The organism is Streptomyces sp. NPDC036822 (assembly GCF_055609145.1).
On sequence record NZ_JBVJPY010000002.1, the window covers coordinates 290,612 to 309,683 of the forward strand.

Consider the following 19,072-nt stretch of genomic DNA (forward strand, 5'->3'; position numbering starts at 1 on the left):
TCTCGTCGGCGTGCCGCCTGTGAAGCCGCTGTGTGAACCAGGCGTCACGCCCCAATCCTCACGAGACCGTGACGTCTTGGGCGGGCCGGCACCCCGGATGTTCCGGGATCCGTGCGAAAGGTCTAGGGTTCGGTCGCCCGCCCTTTGACGGAACCCACCCGGCGGGCACCGGACCAGAAGCGTCAGCGAGCGTGCAGATCGGCCGGGAGGGGCTTCGGCGCGCACCGCTTTTGGGGGCTTTGATCATGGACCCGATGAACCGGGGGCCGGAAGAATACGGCCACGACCGCGAAGGCGACGACGCCCCGGGCTCCCGAGGCGGCGCCCCCGAGCGCGGCCCCGTCGCGACGCCCACGCCCGCACGCGTCCGCACCGTCCGGCTGGTCGCCGGCGACCTCCTCCTCACCGTCAACCCCGTCGACGGCAGCGAGATCGAGACCTGCCCGCCCGGAGAACGGCCCGCGGCACCGCGCCGTCGCACCCTCGAGGAGCGCGCCGACGCCGCCCGCGCCGCCGCCCCGCCCGTGCCGGCGGGCCCCGCCGCCCCGCCTCTGCCGCTGATCGAGCGGCAGGAGGAGCGCGAACGGCTCGTCCAGCTCCTCGGCCGGGGCCGCTCCGTCCGGCTCTCCGGACCCGCGGGCTCCGGCCGCACCGCGCTCCTCGACGCCGTCGCCACCGACTGCGCCGGCCTCGCCCCCGACGGAGTGGTGCGTCTCTCCGGGTACCACCGCACACCCACCGAGCTGCTGTACGAACTCCTCGCCGTCGTCCGCCACGCGCCGGACCACCGGCCCGACCGGACCGCACTGCTCGCGCTCGTCCACGAGATCGGCGCCATCGTCGTCGTCGACGACCTGGAGTTCGGCGGCGCCACCCTCGACGAGCTGCTGACCGCCGCCCCCGAGTGCGCCTTCCTCCTCGCCGCCACCCCCGACGTGCCGGCCGCCTCCGCCGACGCCCACCTCGAAGAGGTCTTCCTCGCCGGACTCGGCCGCGCCTCCGCCCTGGAGCTTCTGGAGAACGCCGTCGGCCGGAGCCTCACCGAGGACGAGGCCAACTGGGCCGGCGACCTCTGGTTCGAGTCCGAGGGCCTGCCCCTGCGCTTCGTCCAGGCCGCCGCCCTGCTCCGCCAGCGCGACCGGCTGCGGATCACCCCGGCCGAGTTCGACGCCTTCGGCACCCAGGAGGAGCCCTCCTCGGAGTTCGACGCCTTCGGCGCCCTCGCCGACGCCTTCGGACCCTCCGGCACCCCCGGCACGGCCGAACCCGCGGCGGACGAGCCCGCCGAGGACGCCGACTTCGAGCTGCGCGACATACCGCTGCCCAGCCTCGGCGAGGGCGCCGCCCCCGCCGCCCTGCTCGCCTCCAGGCTCAGCCACTCCGCCCAGGAGGCCCTGCGGTTCGCCGCCGCCCTCGGCGGCGAGGTGCCGCACCAGGCCCATCTCCCCGCCCTCGTCGGCGACACCCACGCGGACGCCGCCCTCGGCGAACTCCTGGACTGCGGACTGCTCTCCCCGGTCGGCACCCGCTACCGCCTCGCCGCCGGCGTCCTCACCCAGCTCCTCGCCCACGGCTACGCCGCGGACGCGGCCGACCGCGCCCACACCGTCGCCCAGCACTACGCCTGGTGGGCCGGGCACCCCTCCGTCACACCCGCCCGGGCGGCCGCCGAATCCGACGCGCTGCTCGCCGCCCTGTCCGTGCTCGTCCCCGGAACGGACACCGAGCACCCCGCCGCGGCCGTCCTCCTCGCCCGCAGCGCCGCGCCCGCCTTCGCGGCGGGGCTGCACTGGGGCGCCTGGGAGCGGGCCCTGCGCAGCGGCCAGGAAGCCGCCCGCCTCGCCGGAGAGGTGGCCGAAGAGGCCTACTTCCACCACGAGCTGGGCATCCTGGCGCTCTGCTCCGGAAACCTGGAGCGGGCCCGCGCCGAACTGGAGGCCTCCATCGGCCTGCGCGGCGCGCTCGCCGACAAGCGCGGGACCGTCGCCGGACGCCGAGCCCTCGCCCTGGTCGCCGACCGCGCCGAGGGACCGCCGTCCGCGGACCGCGTACCGGGCGAGGAGCCCGCCTCGCCGCCCCGCGGCATCCCGGCCGTCCTCGCCAAACCCGCCGCGTCAGCACCCGCCAGGCCCGCCCTCCCCAAGGCCACGCCCACGCCCCCACCGGCCGCCGCCTTCCCGGACTTCGTGGAGGAGGGCCCGACGCTCATCTCCCGCCCCGACACCCTCCAGGGCGGCGACCAGCGACGCTCCGGCGCCGGGTGGCGCGTCCTGGCCGGAGCCCGCCGGAACCTCGTCGCGGTCGGCACCGGAGCGCTCCTCGCCGCCGTGCTCGGCACGGTGGTGACCATCGGGGCCACCTCGGGCAACGGCGACGAGCCCGGCACCGACCGGGTCACCTCCGACCGCACCACGAGCGACGGGGGCGTCGGCGACGACGGCATGGACACGGAGGAGCCGACCGAGGAGTCGACGACCCGCCCCTCCGACTCGGCCTCGCCCGGCCCGACGGACTCACCCACACCGGGCGCGCCCGGCACGACGGACACCCCGTCCTCCCCGGCCGGATCGACCGCGACCAGCCCCACCCCGGACGCGCCCACCACGTCGACGTCCGGGCGCCCGGTCCCGACGCTGAGCCCGACGACGAAGCCGACACCGACGAGGCCGACGCCGACGACGACCGAGCCGACGTCGGATCCGACGGCGACGGAGACGACGCCGCCGGCCACGACGACCCCGCCGGTCGAGGGCGAGAACCCCAGCAACTCCGCCTCCGCCACGGGCGACGGCGCCCCCTCCACCGGCGCCCCCGCCTGACCGGACCCCACGGCACGACGGAAGGCCCCGGGCGCGTCCACCGCACCCGGGGCCTTCCGCCGTACCCGTACCGCCGAAGCGGCCCGGCCCGAACGTTCTAGAAGAGCCGCAGCTTGTCGTCCTCGATGCCCCGCATGGCGTCGTAGTCGAGCACCACGCACTCGATGCCGCGGTCCGTCGCCAGCACCCGCGCCTGCGGCTTGATCTCCTGCGCCGCGAAGACGCCCTTCACCGGAGCCAGGTGCGGGTCGCGGTTCAACAGCTCCAGATAGCGGGTCAGCTGCTCCACGCCGTCGATCTCGCCGCGCCGCTTGATCTCCACCGCGACCGTCCCGCCGTCGGCGTCCCGGCACAGGATGTCCACCGGGCCGATCGCCGTCGGGTACTCGCGCCGGATCAGCGTGTGGCCGTCGCCGAGGGTCTCGATGCGGTCCGCGAGGAGCTCCTGGAGATGCGCTTCCACGCCGTCCTTGATGAGGCCCGGGTCGACACCCAGTTCGTGCGAGGAGTCGTGGAGGATCTCCTCCATCGTGATGATCAGTTTCTCGCCCGCTTTGTTCACCACGGTCCACACGCCGGCCTCGCCGTCGGCACCCTCCTTCAGGGTGCACGGAGGGGACATCCAGTTGAGCGGTTTGTACGCCCGGTCGTCCGCGTGGATGGAGACACTGCCGTCTGCCTTGACCAGGATCAGACGGGGCGCGGAGGGCAGGTGGGCGGTGAGCCGGCCCGCGTAGTCCACGGAACAACGGGCGATGACGAGACGCATGGTCGGCAACGCTACAAGAGAGACGCTCTTCCGCGCGATTCGGCTCTTAACGCCCGCCCAACACCCGTCGGTTATTGGCCGGTTGTGCTCCCAATCTCCTGGTGCGCTCCGCACCGCGCGCTTACCGTGGAAGCAGGAGGTCGCCGTCCGTGCACGCTGCGTGTCGCACGGGGGTCCTTCGCCCCTGCCCGTAAGACCCCGCACAACGGGGTCGCGAGAGGAGAACCCATGTCGCTCGACGTCTCACCGGCGCTGTTGGAACAGGCCGAGCGAGGCGAGGTCGACGAAGCCGACTTCGTCGACTGCGTCCGGACCTCCCTGCCCTTCGCATGGGAGATGATCAGTTCTCTGGTGGCCCAGCTGAAGGTCGACGGCGGCGAGTTCGCCGACAACCAGACGCCGCCGCCGAACGAGCAGGCACGTGGCCAGCTGTTGCGTGCACTCGCCAGTGACGCGATCCGTGGTGCGCTGCAGCGGCACTTCGGTGTGCGTCTGGCCTTCCAGAACTGCCACCGCGTCGCGGTGTTCCCGCTGGACCCCGCGGTGGACGAGCGGCTCGCCCGCTTCACCTCCGTACGAGGCCAGCTGCTCAACCAGTCGCCGGAGCTGCGCGACTGCTGAAGCATGGTGCTGCCGCTCCGCATCGGGGGACACCCGAACGATGCGCGAGATGCCGGAGCGGCGGCATCCGGCCCCTCGACATCCGTCGACGACCGAACATGAGCGATCGAGCATGACCCGCCACCCCCCACACGCCTCACCCCAGGCGCGGCAGCACCTCGGTGCCCAGCCGTCGTACGTTCTCCTCGGTGGCCGCGAGATCGCCGGAGCCCTCGGCGAGCAGCGCGAAGCGCGTGATGCCCGTACGCTCCGAGGTCGCCGCGAGCCGGTCCGCCGCCAGGCGCGGGGTGCCCACCGGGTGCAGCCCGCACAGCAGCTCCGTGTACGCGACGGGATCCCGCATCGAGCGGTGCCGCCCGTCCACGGTGACGTGGGCGTCCAGGCCCTGCTTCAGCCAGCCCGGCATGGCCTTCACCAGCGCCTCGGCCGCGTCCGCCCGCGAGTCCGCGATCTGGACCACGCCCGCCGAGACATGGCCGGCGCCGATCCGGGCGGTCTCGTCCGGGGTGCGGCCGGCCTCGCGGGCGAAGCGCCGCCAGGCGGCCACCATCTCGACCTTCTCCTCGTCGCCGCAGTGCATCCCGAGCAGCATCGGAAGCCCGCGCTCGGCCGCCAGCCGGACGCTCTTCGGGGAGGTGCAGGCGACCACCACCTCGGGCGAGGCCTCCCCGCCGATCAGCTCGCCGGCGCGGGGGACGACGGCCACCTCGCGGAAGGCGAATCGTTCTCCCGCGGCCCCGACCCGCGGCTCGGACAGCCACCGCAGCAGCAGGTCGAGCGATTCGGGGAAGCCCTGCTCGTACGCCTCCAGGCCGGCGCCGAACACCTCCAGATCGACCCACGGCCCGCCCCGGCCCACCCCGAGGGTGAACCGGCCGCCGGAGGTGAGGTGCAGCAGCGCCGCCTGCTCGCCCAGGGCGACGGGGTGGACGGTCGGCAGCACGCTGACCGCCGTGCCGACCCGGATGCGGCGCGTGCGGCCGAGCAGCAGCGCGGCCAGGGTCACGGCCGACGGACAGACGCCGTACGGAACGAAATGGTGCTCGGCGAGCCAGACGGAGTCGAGCCCCGACTCCTCGGCCACCTCGGCGGTCCGCACCGCTCGGTGCAGCGCCTCTCCTTGGCCCTGGCCCGGGAACTGGGCGGCCAGAACAAACGTACCCACGCGCATCGCCTTCTGCCTCCTTGCGGCCGACGCGGTTCTCCCCCCTCGTACCGGCAACAACGTCTGACACGTGCCAAAGGCAACGGCCCCTCATGAAGTTCTTGCGATTTTCCGCTAACTCCGCCTGGAGGGTGGGCGGAGCCACCTCGTCGCGGCCCGTAGGCTTGAAGGAACCGTCCGTGTACCCGGCCCCCGTGAGGTGATTCGTGTCCCCGCGTCGCAACCGCCCCCATGGCGGCGAGAAGCCCGATCCCCTGGGCGCGGGAGCCGACCGGTACGGGGGCTCGCAGCGCACCGAGTCCTGGCAGGGCGAGGAGTGGTGCGTGCGGCACGTGGCCGGGGCGAGCGCGCCCGGCAAGCGCTACCGCTGCCCCGGCTGCGACCAGGAGATCCCCGGCGGCGCACCCCACGTCGTCGCCTGGCCCGAGTACGGCGGGGTGGAGGACCGGCGCCACTGGCACAAGGCGTGCTGGAACGCGAAGGACCGCCGCACCTCGCGGGTGCAGCGGTCCCGAAACGCGCCGAAGTACTAGGTCGTGTCCGGCGGGCGCCGCCGGTCAGACGTCCCGGCTGTTCAGCAGGGCGTAGGCGCCGCCCATCGCCAGGGCCGTGATGCCCAGCAGGATCCACACCGGCTCCCAGCCCGACGGGCCGGATTCGGCGACCGCCGACCGGCCCGCGTACAGCGCGATCAGCTGGCTCGGGATCGCGTACGCCAGCAGCCACTCCTGCAGCTTCGCCAGCGACTCCGAGAACATGAACATCGCCGCGACCAGCGGCAGCAGCAGCACACCGATCATGACCGTGATCGCACCCGCCGAGTGGCGGACCATCGTGCCGACGGCGAGCGCCAGCAGCCCCACCAGGGCGATGAACAGCCCGGCGCCGACCGTGGCCCGCAGCCACTCCGAGCCGCTGGGCTCGACGGCGTCGATCATCGCCACCTGCGCCATCGCGACGACGGTCGCGGTCACCGTCGTGACGGTGAAGACGAGCAGGAAGAAGACGATCGCCTTCGCCGTGAGGATCCGGGCCCGGCTCGGGCACGCGGTCATCGTGGTGCGGATCATGCCGGTGCCGTACTCGGAGGCGATCGTCAGCACACCGAGCGTGATCACGCAGATCGAGCCGAGGAGCACACCGAAGAAGCCGAAGCCGAGCGCCGACTCGTTCTGCGGGGAGACGCTCGACGCCGACACGACCGCGGCCACGCCCAGACCGATGCCGAGCATCAGCAGCACCATGACCCCGAGCGTCCACATCGTGGAGCGCACCGAGCGGATCTTGGTCCACTCCGAGGCGAGCGCGTCACCGAGGTGCGCCCTGCGGACCGGAATGGGGGAGACGTACGAGTAGGGGGTGGTCATCGGGCGTCCTCGGCGTTCGGGTCGGGCTCGCTCTGCGTCGCGTACGGGTTCTGGCCGGGCGGCGGCGGGGCGTACCAGCCCTGCTGCGGCACCTCCGGCGCCACGTACGGGGCGGGCTGCTGCTGGAGATGGGCCGGCTGCGGCTGCTGGAGGTGGGCCAGCTGGTCCTCGGTGGAGCGGTAGTCCACCGCGCTCTGCGTCATCCGCATGTACGCCTCCTCCAGCGACGCCTGGTGCGGCGACAGCTCCCAGAGCCGTACGTCCGCCTCGTGCGCCAGGTCGCTGATGCGCGACAGGGGAAGGCCGGTCACCCGCAGCGCCCCGTCCGGCTCGGACATCACCCGGCCGCCGGCCTCGATCAGCGCGGCGGTCAGCTTCTCCCGGGGCTCCGGCTCGCCCTGCGGGGTCCGCACGCGGGCGAAGTCCGCGGAGTTCGCCGAGATGAAGTCCTTCACGCTCATGTCCGCGAGCAGCTGGCCCCGGCCGATCACGATCAGGTGGTCGGCGGTCAGCGCCATCTCGCTCATGAGGTGGCTGGAGACGAAGACCGTGCGGCCCTCGGCGGCCAGCTTCTTCATCAGGTTGCGGACCCAGAGGATGCCCTCCGGGTCGAGGCCGTTGACCGGCTCGTCGAAGAGGAGCACCTGCGGGTCGCCGAGGAGCGCCGCCGCGATGCCGAGCCGCTGCCCCATGCCCAGCGAGAAGCCGCTGGAGCGGCGCTTGGCGACGTCCTGGAGGCCGACGACCCCCAGCACCTCGTCCACCCGCTGCGCCGGGATCCCGGCGAGCTGGGCGAGCGACAGCAGATGGCTGCGGGCGCTGCGGCCGCCGTGCACGGCCTTGGCGTCGAGCAGCGCGCCGACCTGCCGGGGCGCGTTGGGGAGCTGCCGGAAGGGGTGCCCGCCGATCGTGACGTGCCCGGACGTCGGCCGGTCCAGGCCGAGGATCATCCGCATGGTGGTCGACTTGCCGGAGCCGTTGGGCCCCAGGAAGCCCGTCACTGTCCCGGGTCGCACCTGGAAGGAAAGGTTGTACACGGCCGTCTTGGCGCCGTAGCGCTTCGTCAGGCCGACTGCCTCGATCATTCTCCAGCCCCATCGACAGGTCAGGTCGTCGTCGGGGCCGTGGCCGTCGGCCTGAGCCCCCCGTATGAGCTAGGAGCTTATCGAGCCCTTGACGGTTCCGGCGAAGCATGAAACATCAACTACGCGTCCCGCCGCTTCAGGACCAGATAGCCGCCGATCAGCGAGGCCGCCACCCAGAGCAGCATGATGCCGAGCCCGCCCCAGGGGCCGTACGGGGCCTTCTCCGTGTTCATCGCGTCCGGCAGGACCTGCATGATCTTGGAGCCGGCCTGGTCGGGGAAGTACAGGGCGACCTCCTTCGCCTTGGGGACCGCCGACAGGATCTGCGAGATCAGGAAGAAGAACGGCACCAGGATGCCGAGCGAGAGCATCGACGAACGCAGCATCGTCGCCACGCCCATCGAGAAGATCGCGATCAGACCCATGTAGAGCCCGCCGCCGATCACCGCTCGCAGGACGTTGTCCGCGCCCAGCGAGGTGCGGTGCTCGCCGAGGAGCGCCTGCCCCAGGAAGAACGACAGGAAGCTGGTCGCCAGACCGACGACGAGGGCGAGCGCCCCGGCCACCGCGATCTTGGAGAAGAGGAACGAGGCACGTTGCGGGACGGCCGCCAGCGAGGTGCGGATCATCCCGGAGCTGTACTCGGTGCCCACCACCAGGACGCCGAAGACCACCATCGCCAGCTGGCCGAGCACCATCCCCGAGAAGCTGATGAACGTCGGGTCGAAGGTCGCCTGCTCGGCGGCGGACAGGTCGTCGAACGTCGACTTGAGCAGGGCGCACAGCGCCGCGCCCATCGCCACCGTCACCAGGAGCGCGCTCGCCAGCGTCCAGACGGTCGAGGAGACCGTCCGGATCTTCGTCCACTCGGACTGCAGGACCGCGGATACGGCTGCCATCGTTCAGGCTCCCTTGGTGGTGTCGCCCCAGCGGGGGCCGGTGGTCGTCTCGCCCCAGCGGGGACCGGCCGCGCCGGACGCGTCCACGCCCCGCACGTCCGTGCCGTGCGCGTGGTACTCCACCGCGCCGGCCGTCATCTGCATGAACGCCTCCTCCAGGGAGGCCCGCTGCGCGCTCAGTTCGTGCAGCACCAGCCCGCTCCCGGCGGCCAGTTCACCCAGCTTCTCGGTGGTGGCGCCGTCCACCTCCAGCGCGCCGTCCTCCGCCTCGACGGCGGTGAAGCCGTTGGCGTGCAGCACGTCCCGCAGCCCCTCGCGCTGCGGCGAGCGGAGCCGTACGTAACTCCGGGAATTCTGCTGGATGAAATCCGCCATCGACGTGTCCGCCAGCAACTTCCCCTGCCCGATCACGATCAGGTGATCGGCCGTCAGGGCCATTTCGCTCATCAGATGGCTGGAAACGAAGATCGTCCGGCCTTCGGCGGCGAGCGCCTTCATGAGATTGCGGATCCAGTGAATTCCCTCGGGGTCCAGACCATTGACGGGTTCGTCGAACATCAGGATCTCGGGGTTGCCGAGAAGCGCCGACGCGATTCCGAGCCGCTGCCCCATGCCGAGGGAGAAGCCCTTCGACTTCTTCTTCGCGACCTGCGTCAGACCGACCAGGTCGAGGACCTCGCCCACCCGGTTCTCCGGAATGCGGTTCGCCTGCGCGAGGCAGAGGAGGTTGTTGTACGCGGACCGGCCGCCGTGCATCGCCTTGGCGTCGAGGAGCGCCCCGATGTACTTCAGCGGCTCCTGGAGTTCGCGGTAGTGCCTGCCGTCGATCCGGACCGTCCCGCTGGTCGGGTTGTCCAGGTCGAGCATCATGCGCATCGTCGTCGACTTGCCGGCGCCGTTGGGTCCGAGGAAGCCGGTCACCATGCCCGGCCGGACCTGGAAGGAGAGGTGGTCGACCGCCGTCTTCGCGCCGTATCGCTTCGTGAGGCCCTCGAGCTCGATCATGCGTACCAACCTAAGGGCGCGAAAAACCCCCCGCCACTGGAATGGCGGAGGGTTTTCCCCTCTGTTCACGGGCTCGGCTCGCCTCCGGGGCGCTTGGGGCGGCCGTCGACGGTCGACGTGCTCGGCCCCTCGTTCCGCGGGACCTGTGCGCGTTCTCCCTCTCGACGGCCGCGCGCCCCTTCGGCTCGCTCGCCGGGGGCCCGGGGGCTCAGCGCGACTGCTGGGCCGGGACGCCGCGGGGGGCCGGCTCGTCGTCGATCGGGGAGCCCGCCGCCGCCACGGCGGCACCGGTCAGCGTGGCCAGCATCTCGCGGACGTTGGTCAGCTGGGCGTTGATGGAGTCGCGGCGGTTCGTCAGAGCGGCGAGCTCGCGCTCCGATTCCGAGCGGATCCGGTCGGCCTTGGCGTTCGCGTCGGCCACGATGTCCTCGGCCTGGCGCTGCGCGGTCTCCACCGTCTGGCGGGCACGGCGCTCCGCGTCCGTCCGCAGCTTCTCGGCCTCCAGGCGCAGCTGCTCGGCGCGGTGCTCGATCTCGGCGAGGCGCTTCTCGGCCTTGGCCTGACGCGAGGCCAGGTCACGCTCCGACTGCTCCCGGCGCTTGGCCAGGTTCGTCTCGAAGTCAGCGGCGGCCTGGGCGGCCTTGGCGCGGGTCTCCTCGAAGAGGGCGTCCGCCTCCTCGCGCTTGGACTGCGCGTCCTTCTGCGCCTCGCCACGCAGCGAGTTGGCCTCGCCCTGCGCCTTCTCGACGATCCGAACGCCCTCGTCCTCGGCCTTCGCCTTGCGCTCCGCCGCGAACGACTCGGCGTCGTTGCGCACCTGCTGGGCGGCCGACTCGGCCAGCTCGCGGTGCTGCTCGGCGGCGCGACGGGCCTCCTCGCGCAGGTCCTTGGCCTCCTCCTCGGCGAGGCGGAGGATCTTCTCGACGCGGGCGCCCAGACCGGCGTACGACGGCTCGGCGTCGGTGACCTGGGCCTGGGCGTTCTGCGTCTCGAGGTGGAGTTCCTCGATGCGCTTTTCCAGAGAGGTGATTCGGGCCAGAGCACTGTCACGGTCGGCGACGAGCTTGGTAATGCGGTCGTCCACCTGACCGCGGTCGTAACCACGCCGCACGAGCTCGAAGCCGAAGGGGGAGGAAGTGTCGCTCATGGGGTTCCTGTCGAATGAGACCGGTGAGGTGTTAGGGGGAATCCTAGGGGCCGAAGCGGCGTGTCATCGAGCGGATGCCCGTTTGATCTGGAGAATGTCCAGCCTTTTGAGTGGCTACCCCTCGGAAGACTTGCCACTCGAACGTGTAACCCCCGCCGACGCACCCGCCTTGGCGGCCATCCCCCCGGCGGATTTGGCCCCGGCGGACGGTGTCTCGAAAGACTCCAACGCTTCGAGGACGTCCTGGACACGGGAGATCTCGGCATTGATGTCCTCGCGACGGCGCACCAGCACGTCCAGCTCGCGCTTGCCCTCGGAGATCATCTTCTCGGCCTCGCTCTCGGCCTCCGCCTTGATCCTCTCCGCCTCGCCGACGAGCGACGACTTCTTCTGCTCCGCTTCCTTCAGGAGCGCCTCGGCCTTCTTCACGGCGGCGATCCGGACCTTGCTCGCCTCGGAACTCGCCTCCGCGATCAGCTCCTTCGCCTTCGCCTCGGCCTCGGCCTGCTGCTCGGTCGCCGCCTTCACCAGCTTGTCCACGCGCTCGCCGGCCGTCTTCATCTGCTCGGCCGTCTCGCGCCGCGCCCGCTCGTGCAGGTCCTCGATCTCGCCCTCGATCCGGGTCCGGAGCTCCTCGGCCCGCTCCCTTATGGCCGTCGCGTCGCTGCGCGCGCCCACCAGGAGCTCGTCCGCGTCGGTGCGCGCCTTCTCCACCAGCGAGTTGCCCTCGACGGTCGCCTCGGCGACGATCCGCTCGGCCTCCTTGCGGGCCGCGCCGACCATCGTGTCCGCCTGCGACTCCGCCTCGGTGGTGGCGCGCAGCGCCTCCTCCTGGGCCTTCGCCATGAGCTGGTCCGCCTGCTCGGCCGCGTCCGAACGCCGCTTGGCACCGGCCTCGCGCGCCTCGTCGAGCGTACGGTCCGCCTCCGAGCGCGCCTCGGAGCGCATCTGCTCCGCCGCCGACTCCGCGTCCTCGCGGACCCTTTCGGCCTCCGCCCGGATCCGCTCGGCGGCCTGCTGGGCCGCCCCCACCGCCTCGGCGGCCTCGGCCCGCAGCCGCTCCGCCTCGTCGGACGCCCGGGCCACCGTCACCTCGGCCTGCTGTGACGCGTCGGCCGCCAACGACTCCGCGAGCTCCACGGCCTCGGCCGTGATCCGCTCGGCCTCCCGGCTCGCCTCGCCGATGAGCTGGTCGGCCTGCTCGGCGGCGTCCGAACGCCGCTTGTCGGCGGCCTTGCGGGCCTCGTCGAGCACCTGGTCGCTGTCGGCCAGCGCGGCAGCCCGCAGCGCCTCCGCGTGCGCCTCGCCGTCCTTCTTGACCTGCTCCGCCTCGCTCCGCAGCCGCAGCGCGTCCCGCTCGGTCGTGTCCCACAGCTCCGCCGCCTCGGCGGTGATCCGCTCGGCCTCCGCCGTGGCCTCGCCCACGAGCTGGTCGGCCTGCTCGGCGGCGTCGGCGCGGCGCTTGTCCGCCGCCTTGCGCGCCTCGTCCAGCACCCGCTCGCCGTCCGCTCGGGCGGCCGCCCGCAGCGCCTCGGCCTCCGCCTCGCCGTCCGCCCTGACCTGCTCGGCCTCGGTGCGCAGCCGCTCCGCCTCGGCGGTGAGCCGCTCGGCCTCGGCCGACGCCTCGCCGACCAGCGTGTCCGCCTGGGCAGCGGCCTCGGAGCGGATGCGGTTGGCGTCCTCGCGGGCGTCCGCACGGGTACGGGCCGCGTCCTGCTCGGCCGAGGCCAGCGAGTCCGTCGCCTCGGTGCGGACCCGCTGGGCGTACTCCGCGGTGTCCGTGCGGAGCTTGTCCGCCTCGGCGATCGCGTCCGTGACCGTCCGCTCGGCCAGCGCCTTGGCGGCCTCGGAATCCTCCTGGGCACGCGTCCGGATGCGGTTCGCGTCCTCGGTGGCCCGCTCCCGCTCCTCGTACGCGTCGGCGCGGACCCGGTCCGCCTCCTCCTGCGCCTCGGACCTGGTGCGCTCCGCCGCGTGCTCGGCGGCGCTGCGCAGACCGGCGATCTCCTCCTCGGCCTGCTCCTGCAGACCGGCGACGGAGTCCCGCACCTCCTTGGCCGTCTGCTCGGCGGCGGACACCATCTCGGTGGCCCGCCGGTCCGCCTCCTCGACCAGACGCTGGGCCTCGGCCTGCGCCTCCTCCACCCGCTTGCGGGCGGAGGCGAGCAGCTCCTCGGACTGCTCGCGGGCGTGCTCGCGCTCCCGGCCGGCCTCGGAACGGGCCGACTCCAGCGTCTCCTCGGCCTCCCTGCGGCGCCGGTTGGCCTCCTCCTGCGCGGCGGCCAGCGCCTCGGCCGCCTCGGTGGCGACCCGCTCGGCCGCGGCGGCGGCCTCGGACCGGACCCGGTCGGCGGTCTCCTGGGCCTCGGACTTCAGCCGCTCGGCCTCCGCCGACGCCTCCGTCCGCAGCCGGACGGCGACGCTCTCGCCCTCGGCGCGCGCGGTGGACGCGTCCGCCGCGGCCTCCGTGCGCAGTCGCTCCGCCTCCTGCTCGGCCTGAGCCTGGAGCGTACGGATCCGCTCGGCGGCCTCGGTGCGCAGCCGCTCGGTCTCCTCGGCGGCCTCGCGGCGGATCCGCTCGCTCTCGGCGCGGGCATCGGACAGCTCACGGCCGGCGTTCTCGACCCGCGACTCCGCCTCGGTGTGCAGCCGGGTCAGCTCCTCGGCCGCCTCGGCGTGCCGGGCCGCGGCGGCCCGTTCGGCCTCCTCGCGCAGCTCGGTCGCGTTCCTCTCGGCCGCCTCCTTGACGGACTCCGCCTGCTCCTCGGCCTCGGACCGCATCCGCTCGGCCTCGGCGCGGGTGCGCTCCAGCGTCTCCTCGGCCTGCGTCCGCAGCGTCTGCGCGCGCTCCATCGCCTCGGAGCGGACCCGCTCGCTCTCCGCGCCCGCGCTCGCGCGCAGCTCGTCGGCGTCGGCACGCGCCTTGGTCAGCAGCTCCTCGGCGGTCCTGGCCGCCTCCTCGATCTGCTGGACGGCCTCGCGCCGCGCCTCGCCGCGGATCCTCTCGCCCTCGGCGATCGCCTCGGCGCGCAGCTGCTCGGCCTCGCCGCGCAGCCGGCGCGCCTCCTCCTGCAGCTCGACCGTCTTGGCGCGGTACTCCTTGGTGTCGTCCTTCGCCGAGCCGAGGAGTTCCCCGGCCTGTTCCTCGGCCTGGTTGCGCAGCCGGTCGGCCTCCGCCTCGGCCTCGCGGCGGATCCGCTCGGCCTCCTCCGAGGCCTTGCGGGTGGTCGCCTGGGCGTCCTCGGACGCCTTGGTGAGGACCTCCTCCGCGGTCCTCGCGGCCTTGGCGAGGGCGGCGGCGGAGTCCTCGGCGGCGACCGTACGCGCCTTCTCGGACGCCTCCGAGACCAGCTTCTCGGCCTCGGCGCTCGCCTCGCGGAGCTTCTCCTCGGCCTCCGCCTTGAGGGTCTCGGCCTCCTTGGTGGCCTCGCCGACGAGCCGGGCGATCTCCGCCTTGGCCGTACGCGTGCGCTGTTCGTTGACCGACTCGGCGGACGACAGCTGCTTGGCGGCCGCCTCCTTGGCCTCGGTAAGCGCCTTCTCGGCCTCGGCTCGGGCCTCACGGAGCCGGTCCTCGGCCTCCTGGAGGCGCTGCTCGGCGGCGCGGGACAGCTCGGTGGCCTGCCGGCGGGCCTGGTCGGTCTCGGTGCTGGCGCTCGAGCGGAGCCGCTCGGCGTGGCTGGTGGCCTCCTGGGCCTGGGTGGACGCGGCGTTGAGGAGCCGCTCGGCGTCCTTGCGGGCGCGCAGCAGAATCGCTTCGGCCTCGGCACGGGCGGCCTCCGCCTCCGCACCGACGCGCTGGCGGGTGTCCTCGGCGAGGCGGGTGGCCTCGGCGCGCGCGGCGGCGAGCGCCTGCTCGGCCTCGGCGCGGGACTCCTCCATCAGGCGGCGTGCCTGGGACTCCGTACGGGCGCGCAGCTGCTCGGCCCAGGCGACGTTCTCGTTGACGTGCGCCTCGACGGTCTGGCGGCGCTCGGCCAGCTCCTGGTCCAGGCGCTGGCGGCGCTGGACGGCCTCCGTGTGCAGCTCGGCCTGGAGCCGTGCCTGGTGCTCGGCGTGCTCCTGGAGGATGCGCTGGGTCTGGGCGCGGGCCTCTCGCAGCTCGCGCTCGGCGTCCTGGCGCAGCTGGTCGGCCTGGATCTGCGCGTTGCGCAGCAGCTGCTCGGCCTGGTAGCCGATGTCCGCGCTGTCGTAGGCCGGGCGGGATGCGATGGTGCGGCGCGCCTCGTGGAGCTTGGCGCGCAAGACCTCGACCTGGTAACCGAGGTCCTCGGCGTGCTGGACGGCCTTCTCCCGCTCGGTCTTCAGCCGGTCCATCTCGGCTTCGAACCGCGAAAGATGGTCGTCTTCAGCTCGGTGGCTCTCCTGGCGTTCGTAGCCCCGCACTGCGCGGTCCCATCCGTCCCCTGGTCGCAAACACTCCAATGAGATCCGTTCCCCGGCGAACGGGCCCCCCGGGGAATGGTGACAGATCGGATACTCCGACTACGACGCCGCATGGCATGCGGCACCGACCGGCCCCGGCCCGGAGCCGCCCACTCTACCGGGCCAGGAATCCGGAGGTCAGTGCTCCGCCGAGGAGTGGTCACCCGACGGCTCGGCGGACGTGACCAGTTCGGTCAGTACGCCGTGGCAGTCCTTGGGGTGCAGGAAGGTGATCCGGGAGCCCATGGAGCCGATCCGGGGCTCGTCGTAGAGGACCCGCACACCCTTGCCCCGGATGTCGGCGGCGTCGCCGTCGACGTCCGCGGTGCCGAAGGCGATGTGGTGGACGCCCTCGCCGTTCTTCGCCAGCCACTTGCCCACCGCGGAGTCCTCGCGGGTGGGCTCCAGGAGCTGGAGGTAGGAGGCTCCGCCGTCGGAGGTGTCGTTGATCTTGAGCATGGCCTCGCGGACGCCCTGCTCCTCGTTCACCTCGGAGTGGAACACCTCGAAACCGTAGGTCGCACGGTAGAACTCGACGGTCTTGTCGAGGTCGAAACAGGCGATCCCGATGTGGTCGATTCGCGTCAGCATGGTCCCAGTGCATCCCCCGCCGGGTGGTTACGCAACGTGCGCGCCGTCACACCGGCTGGCCGGTGACCCCACGTGGCACCGCTCAGTACATTGGCGGTAAACCCTCGTTCACTCCTCATCTCAAGGGGCTGTGCCTCATGTCTGGAACGACCGGTACCACCTCAGTGATCGTCGCGGGTGCCCGCACGCCCATGGGACGGCTGCTCGGCTCCCTCAAGTCCTTCTCGGGCGCTGACCTCGGCGGCTTCGCCATCAAGGCCGCGCTCGACCGCGCCGGCATCGGCGGCGACCAGGTGCAGTACGTGATCATGGGGCAGGTGCTCCAGGCGGGCGCCGGCCAGATCCCCGCGCGCCAGGCCGCCGTCAAGGCCGGCATCCCGATGAACGTCCCGGCCCTCACCATCAACAAGGTGTGTCTCTCCGGGCTCGACGCCATCGCGCTCGCCGACCAGCTGATCCGCGCGGGCGAGTTCGACGTCGTCGTCGCCGGCGGTCAGGAGTCGATGACCAACGCCCCGCACCTGCTGCCGAAGTCCCGTGAGGGCTACAAGTACGGCGCGATCGAGATGCTCGACGCGATGGCGTACGACGGCCTCACCGACGCCTTCGAGAACATCGCCATGGGCGAGTCCACCGAGAAGCACAACACGCGCCTCGGCATCGCCCGCCCCGAGCAGGACGAGATCGCCGCGCTCTCGCACCAGCGGGCCGCCGCCGCGCAGAAGAACGGCATCTTCGAGGCCGAGATCACCCCGGTCGAGATCCCGCAGCGCAAGGGCGAGCCGGTCGTCTTCTCCCAGGACGAGGGCATCCGCGGCGAGACGACCGCCGAGTCCCTCGGCAAGCTGCGTCCGGCCTTCGCCAAGGACGGCACCATCACCGCCGGCACCTCCTCGCAGATCTCGGACGGCGCCGCCGCCGTGGTCGTGATGAGCAAGGCCAAGGCGGAGGAGCTGGGCCTGGAGTGGATCGCCGAGATCGGCGCCCACGGCAACGTCGCCGGCCCGGACAACTCGCTCCAGTCGCAGCCGTCCAACGCCATCGCCCACGCCTTGAAGAAGGAGGGCCTGGGCGTCGAGGACCTCGACCTCATCGAGATCAACGAGGCCTTCGCGGCGGTCGCCGTCCAGTCAATGAAGGACCTGGGCGTTACCCCGGAAAAGGTGAACGTCAACGGCGGCGCGATCGCGCTGGGCCACCCCATCGGCATGTCCGGCGCCCGTGTGGTGCTGCACCTGGCGCTGGAACTCAAGCGGCGCGGCGGCGGCGTCGGCGCGGCGGCGCTGTGCGGCGGCGGCGGTCAGGGTGACGCTCTGATCGTTCGCGTACCCGGCAAGTAGCACCGGAACCAAGGAGCGGTTGAACATGGTGGACGTCCCCGAACTGGTGGCCCAGGCACGGGAGGGCCGGCCGCGTGCCGTGGCCCGGCTGATCTCGCTGGTGGAGGGGGCGTCCCCGCAACTGCGCGAGGTGATGGCGGCGCTCGCGCCGCTGACCGGCGGTGCGTACGTCGTGGGCCTGACCGGCTCGCCCGGCGTGGGCAAGTCGACGTCGACGTCCGCCCTGGTCGCCGCCTACCGGCGGGCCGGGAAGCGGGTCGGCGTCCTGGCGGTCGACCCGTCCTCCCCGTTCAGCGGGGGAGCGCTGCTCGGCGACCGGGTCCGGATGTCCGAGCACGCCTCCGACCCGGGCGTGTACATCCGCTCCATGGCGACGCGGGGCCACCTGGGCGGTCTTGCGTGGGCGGCCCCGCAGGCCATCCGCGTCCTGGACGCGGCGGGCTGCGACGTCGTCCTCGTCGAGACGGTCGGGGTCGGTCAGTCGGAGGTGGAGATCGCCTCCCAGGCCGACACCTCGGTCGTGCTGCTCGCGCCCGGCATGGGCGACGGGATCCAGGCCGCGAAGGCGGGCATCCTGGAGATCGGCGACGTGTACGTGGTCAACAAGGCGGACCGGGACGGCGCCGACGCCACGGCGCGCGAGCTGAACCACATGCTCGGTCTCGGCGAGGCGCGGGGCCCGGGTGACTGGCGGCCGCCGATCGTCAAGACGGTCGCGGCGCGGGGCGAGGGCATCGACGAGGTCGTGGAGGCCCTGGAGAAGCACCGCGCCTGGATGGAGGAGCACGGGGTCCTGGCGGAACGGCGCCGCTCGCGCTCGGCGCGGGAGGTCGAGACGATCGCGGTCACGGCCCTGCGCGAGCGCATCGGCGACCTGCACGGCGACCGCCGTCTGGACGCGCTGGCGGACCGCATCGTCGCCGGGGAGCTGGACCCGTACGCCGCGTCGGACGAACTGATCGCGAGCCTGACGGGCAACTGACGAACAACCGACGGGCGGTCGGCCGGCGAGTCCGCCGACCGGTCCGGAGGGCGAGGAAGGGCCCGGTACGCGTGCGCGTACCGGGCCCTTTCCGTGCCGGTGATCAGGCGTCGTCCTGGGTGACGTGGGAGTCGTCCTGGGTGTCCTGGCCGTCGTCCTGGCTGTCCTGCGTGCCGTCCTGGGCGTCCTGCCGGGTCTCGGCGGCGTCGTCCTGGGTCCCGGCGCTGTCCTCCCGCGCGTCGGCGGCGTCGTCCTTCGTGTCCGCCTCGTCGCCGCGGTCCGCCGTGAGCTTCCCCGTCGTGGGGTCGACCCGCCAGTCGCCGGAGGCCGTCTCCACGTCCCAGCCCGGCGAGCGGCCGTCGTCGTCCAGGTCGACCGAGGTGACGAAGCCCTTCGCGGTGGCGGCCTCCGCGGCCTGCCGCGCGTCGACGAAGGCGCCCCGCAGAGCCCGCCGGGAGTCCCCGTCGTCGCCGTCGTCGTCCTTCTCCGTCTCCTTGCCGAGGACCTTGCCCGTCGTGGCGTCCACATGGACCGTGTACGAGGTCGTGCCCTGGCCGAGGATGTCGACCTCCCAGCCGCGGTCGTCCGATCCCCCGCCCTCGCCCTCGTCGTCCAGGTCGAGGTCGGCAGAGACGGTCGTGCCGGGCTGCGCCGTGAGGGCCGCGTCGATCGCCTGGACGGCGGTCACCTTCGCGGGCGGGGCCTCCGCCGTGCCGCTCCGGCCGCTCGCACTGCCGCCGGCGCCCACGTCGTCCGCGAACGCGACCGCGGTCCCGCCGCAGACGACGGCTGCCGCCGCGACGGTGGCGATGACGATGTTCCGCTTCATGAGGTCCTCCGACCGGTTCGTTCGTTCG

Annotated in this window: 15 protein-coding genes; 5 read left to right on the forward strand and 10 right to left on the reverse strand. The window is 72.8% G+C overall.

The features are described 5' to 3' along the window. Positions 1–245 precede the first annotated feature (245 nt). The gene (locus tag ACZ68P_RS05720) at positions 246–2,819 is read left to right on the forward strand and encodes an ATP-binding protein (protein WP_471003094.1); all 2,574 of its coding nucleotides are present in this window, start codon (positions 246–248) and stop codon (positions 2,817–2,819) included. A gap of 97 nt (positions 2,820–2,916) precedes the next feature. Here the strand turns inward: ACZ68P_RS05720 and nucS are convergent, their stop codons facing one another. Next, entirely contained in the window at positions 2,917–3,588 is a 672-nt protein-coding gene (nucS, locus tag ACZ68P_RS05725) for an endonuclease NucS (protein ID WP_365716862.1), read from the reverse strand. Between the two features lie 228 nt (positions 3,589–3,816). On the opposite strand from nucS, the gene ACZ68P_RS05730 reads away from it, so the two are divergent. Next, positions 3,817–4,209 carry an SCO5389 family protein gene (locus ACZ68P_RS05730; protein ID WP_359669716.1) on the forward strand — a complete coding sequence of 131 codons (393 nt, stop codon included), beginning with the start codon at positions 3,817–3,819 and terminating at the stop codon, positions 4,207–4,209. 136 nt (positions 4,210–4,345) lie between these two features. On the opposite strand, the gene ACZ68P_RS05735 is transcribed toward ACZ68P_RS05730, so the two are convergent. After that, a complete protein-coding gene (locus ACZ68P_RS05735; protein ID WP_471003099.1) occupies positions 4,346–5,380 on the reverse strand; it encodes an LLM class flavin-dependent oxidoreductase in 1,035 nt (344 codons plus the stop codon). 200 nt (positions 5,381–5,580) lie between these two features. Here ACZ68P_RS05735 and ACZ68P_RS05740 point away from each other — a divergent pair, with 200 nt between their 5' ends. After that, positions 5,581–5,907 (forward strand): ATP/GTP-binding protein, encoded by a 327-nt coding sequence (locus tag ACZ68P_RS05740; protein WP_365716857.1) that lies wholly within the window; start codon positions 5,581–5,583, stop codon positions 5,905–5,907. 24 nt (positions 5,908–5,931) lie between these two features. On the opposite strand, the gene ACZ68P_RS05745 is transcribed toward ACZ68P_RS05740, so the two are convergent. From ACZ68P_RS05745 to mce, 7 genes are all read right to left on the reverse strand, one after another. Next, positions 5,932–6,741 (reverse strand): ABC transporter permease, encoded by an 810-nt coding sequence (locus tag ACZ68P_RS05745; RefSeq protein ID WP_471003102.1) that lies wholly within the window; start codon positions 6,739–6,741, stop codon positions 5,932–5,934. Next, positions 6,738–7,826 carry an ATP-binding cassette domain-containing protein gene (locus ACZ68P_RS05750; protein WP_471003105.1) on the reverse strand — a complete coding sequence of 363 codons (1,089 nt, stop codon included), beginning with the start codon at positions 7,824–7,826 and terminating at the stop codon, positions 6,738–6,740. The genes ACZ68P_RS05745 and ACZ68P_RS05750 overlap by 4 nt, the downstream gene beginning before the upstream one ends. A 119-nt stretch (positions 7,827–7,945) precedes the next feature. After that, entirely contained in the window at positions 7,946–8,725 is a 780-nt protein-coding gene (locus ACZ68P_RS05755; protein ID WP_365716851.1) for an ABC transporter permease, read from the reverse strand. 3 nt (positions 8,726–8,728) lie between these two features. After that, positions 8,729–9,730, reverse strand: coding sequence for an ABC transporter ATP-binding protein (locus tag ACZ68P_RS05760; RefSeq protein WP_471003109.1), 1,002 nt, complete (start codon positions 9,728–9,730; stop codon positions 8,729–8,731). Between the two features lie 208 nt (positions 9,731–9,938). Further along, entirely contained in the window at positions 9,939–10,877 is a 939-nt protein-coding gene (locus ACZ68P_RS05765) for a coiled-coil domain-containing protein (RefSeq protein ID WP_365716847.1), read from the reverse strand. A gap of 114 nt (positions 10,878–10,991) precedes the next feature. Beyond that, positions 10,992–15,263 carry a polarized growth protein Scy gene (gene scy, locus ACZ68P_RS05770; protein ID WP_471003113.1) on the reverse strand — a complete coding sequence of 1,424 codons (4,272 nt, stop codon included), beginning with the start codon at positions 15,261–15,263 and terminating at the stop codon, positions 10,992–10,994. Positions 15,264–15,440: 177 nt separating this feature from the next. Next, positions 15,441–15,893, reverse strand: a complete 453-nt coding sequence (gene mce / locus ACZ68P_RS05775; RefSeq protein ID WP_365716843.1) for a methylmalonyl-CoA epimerase — start codon at positions 15,891–15,893, stop codon at positions 15,441–15,443. Between the two features lie 137 nt (positions 15,894–16,030). Between mce and ACZ68P_RS05780 the strand changes: the two genes are divergently transcribed. Together ACZ68P_RS05780 and meaB are read left to right on the forward strand one after the other, a co-directional pair. After that, complete coding sequence (locus ACZ68P_RS05780; RefSeq protein WP_471003117.1) at positions 16,031–17,233, forward strand: acetyl-CoA C-acetyltransferase; 1,203 nt, start codon at positions 16,031–16,033, stop codon at positions 17,231–17,233. A gap of 25 nt (positions 17,234–17,258) precedes the next feature. Then, the gene (gene meaB / locus ACZ68P_RS05785) at positions 17,259–18,215 is read left to right on the forward strand and encodes a methylmalonyl Co-A mutase-associated GTPase MeaB (protein WP_365716839.1); all 957 of its coding nucleotides are present in this window, start codon (positions 17,259–17,261) and stop codon (positions 18,213–18,215) included. 103 nt (positions 18,216–18,318) lie between these two features. Here the strand turns inward: meaB and ACZ68P_RS05790 are convergent, their stop codons facing one another. Next, positions 18,319–19,044 carry a PepSY domain-containing protein gene (locus ACZ68P_RS05790; RefSeq protein WP_471003120.1) on the reverse strand — a complete coding sequence of 242 codons (726 nt, stop codon included), beginning with the start codon at positions 19,042–19,044 and terminating at the stop codon, positions 18,319–18,321. Positions 19,045–19,072: the final 28 nt, after the last annotated feature.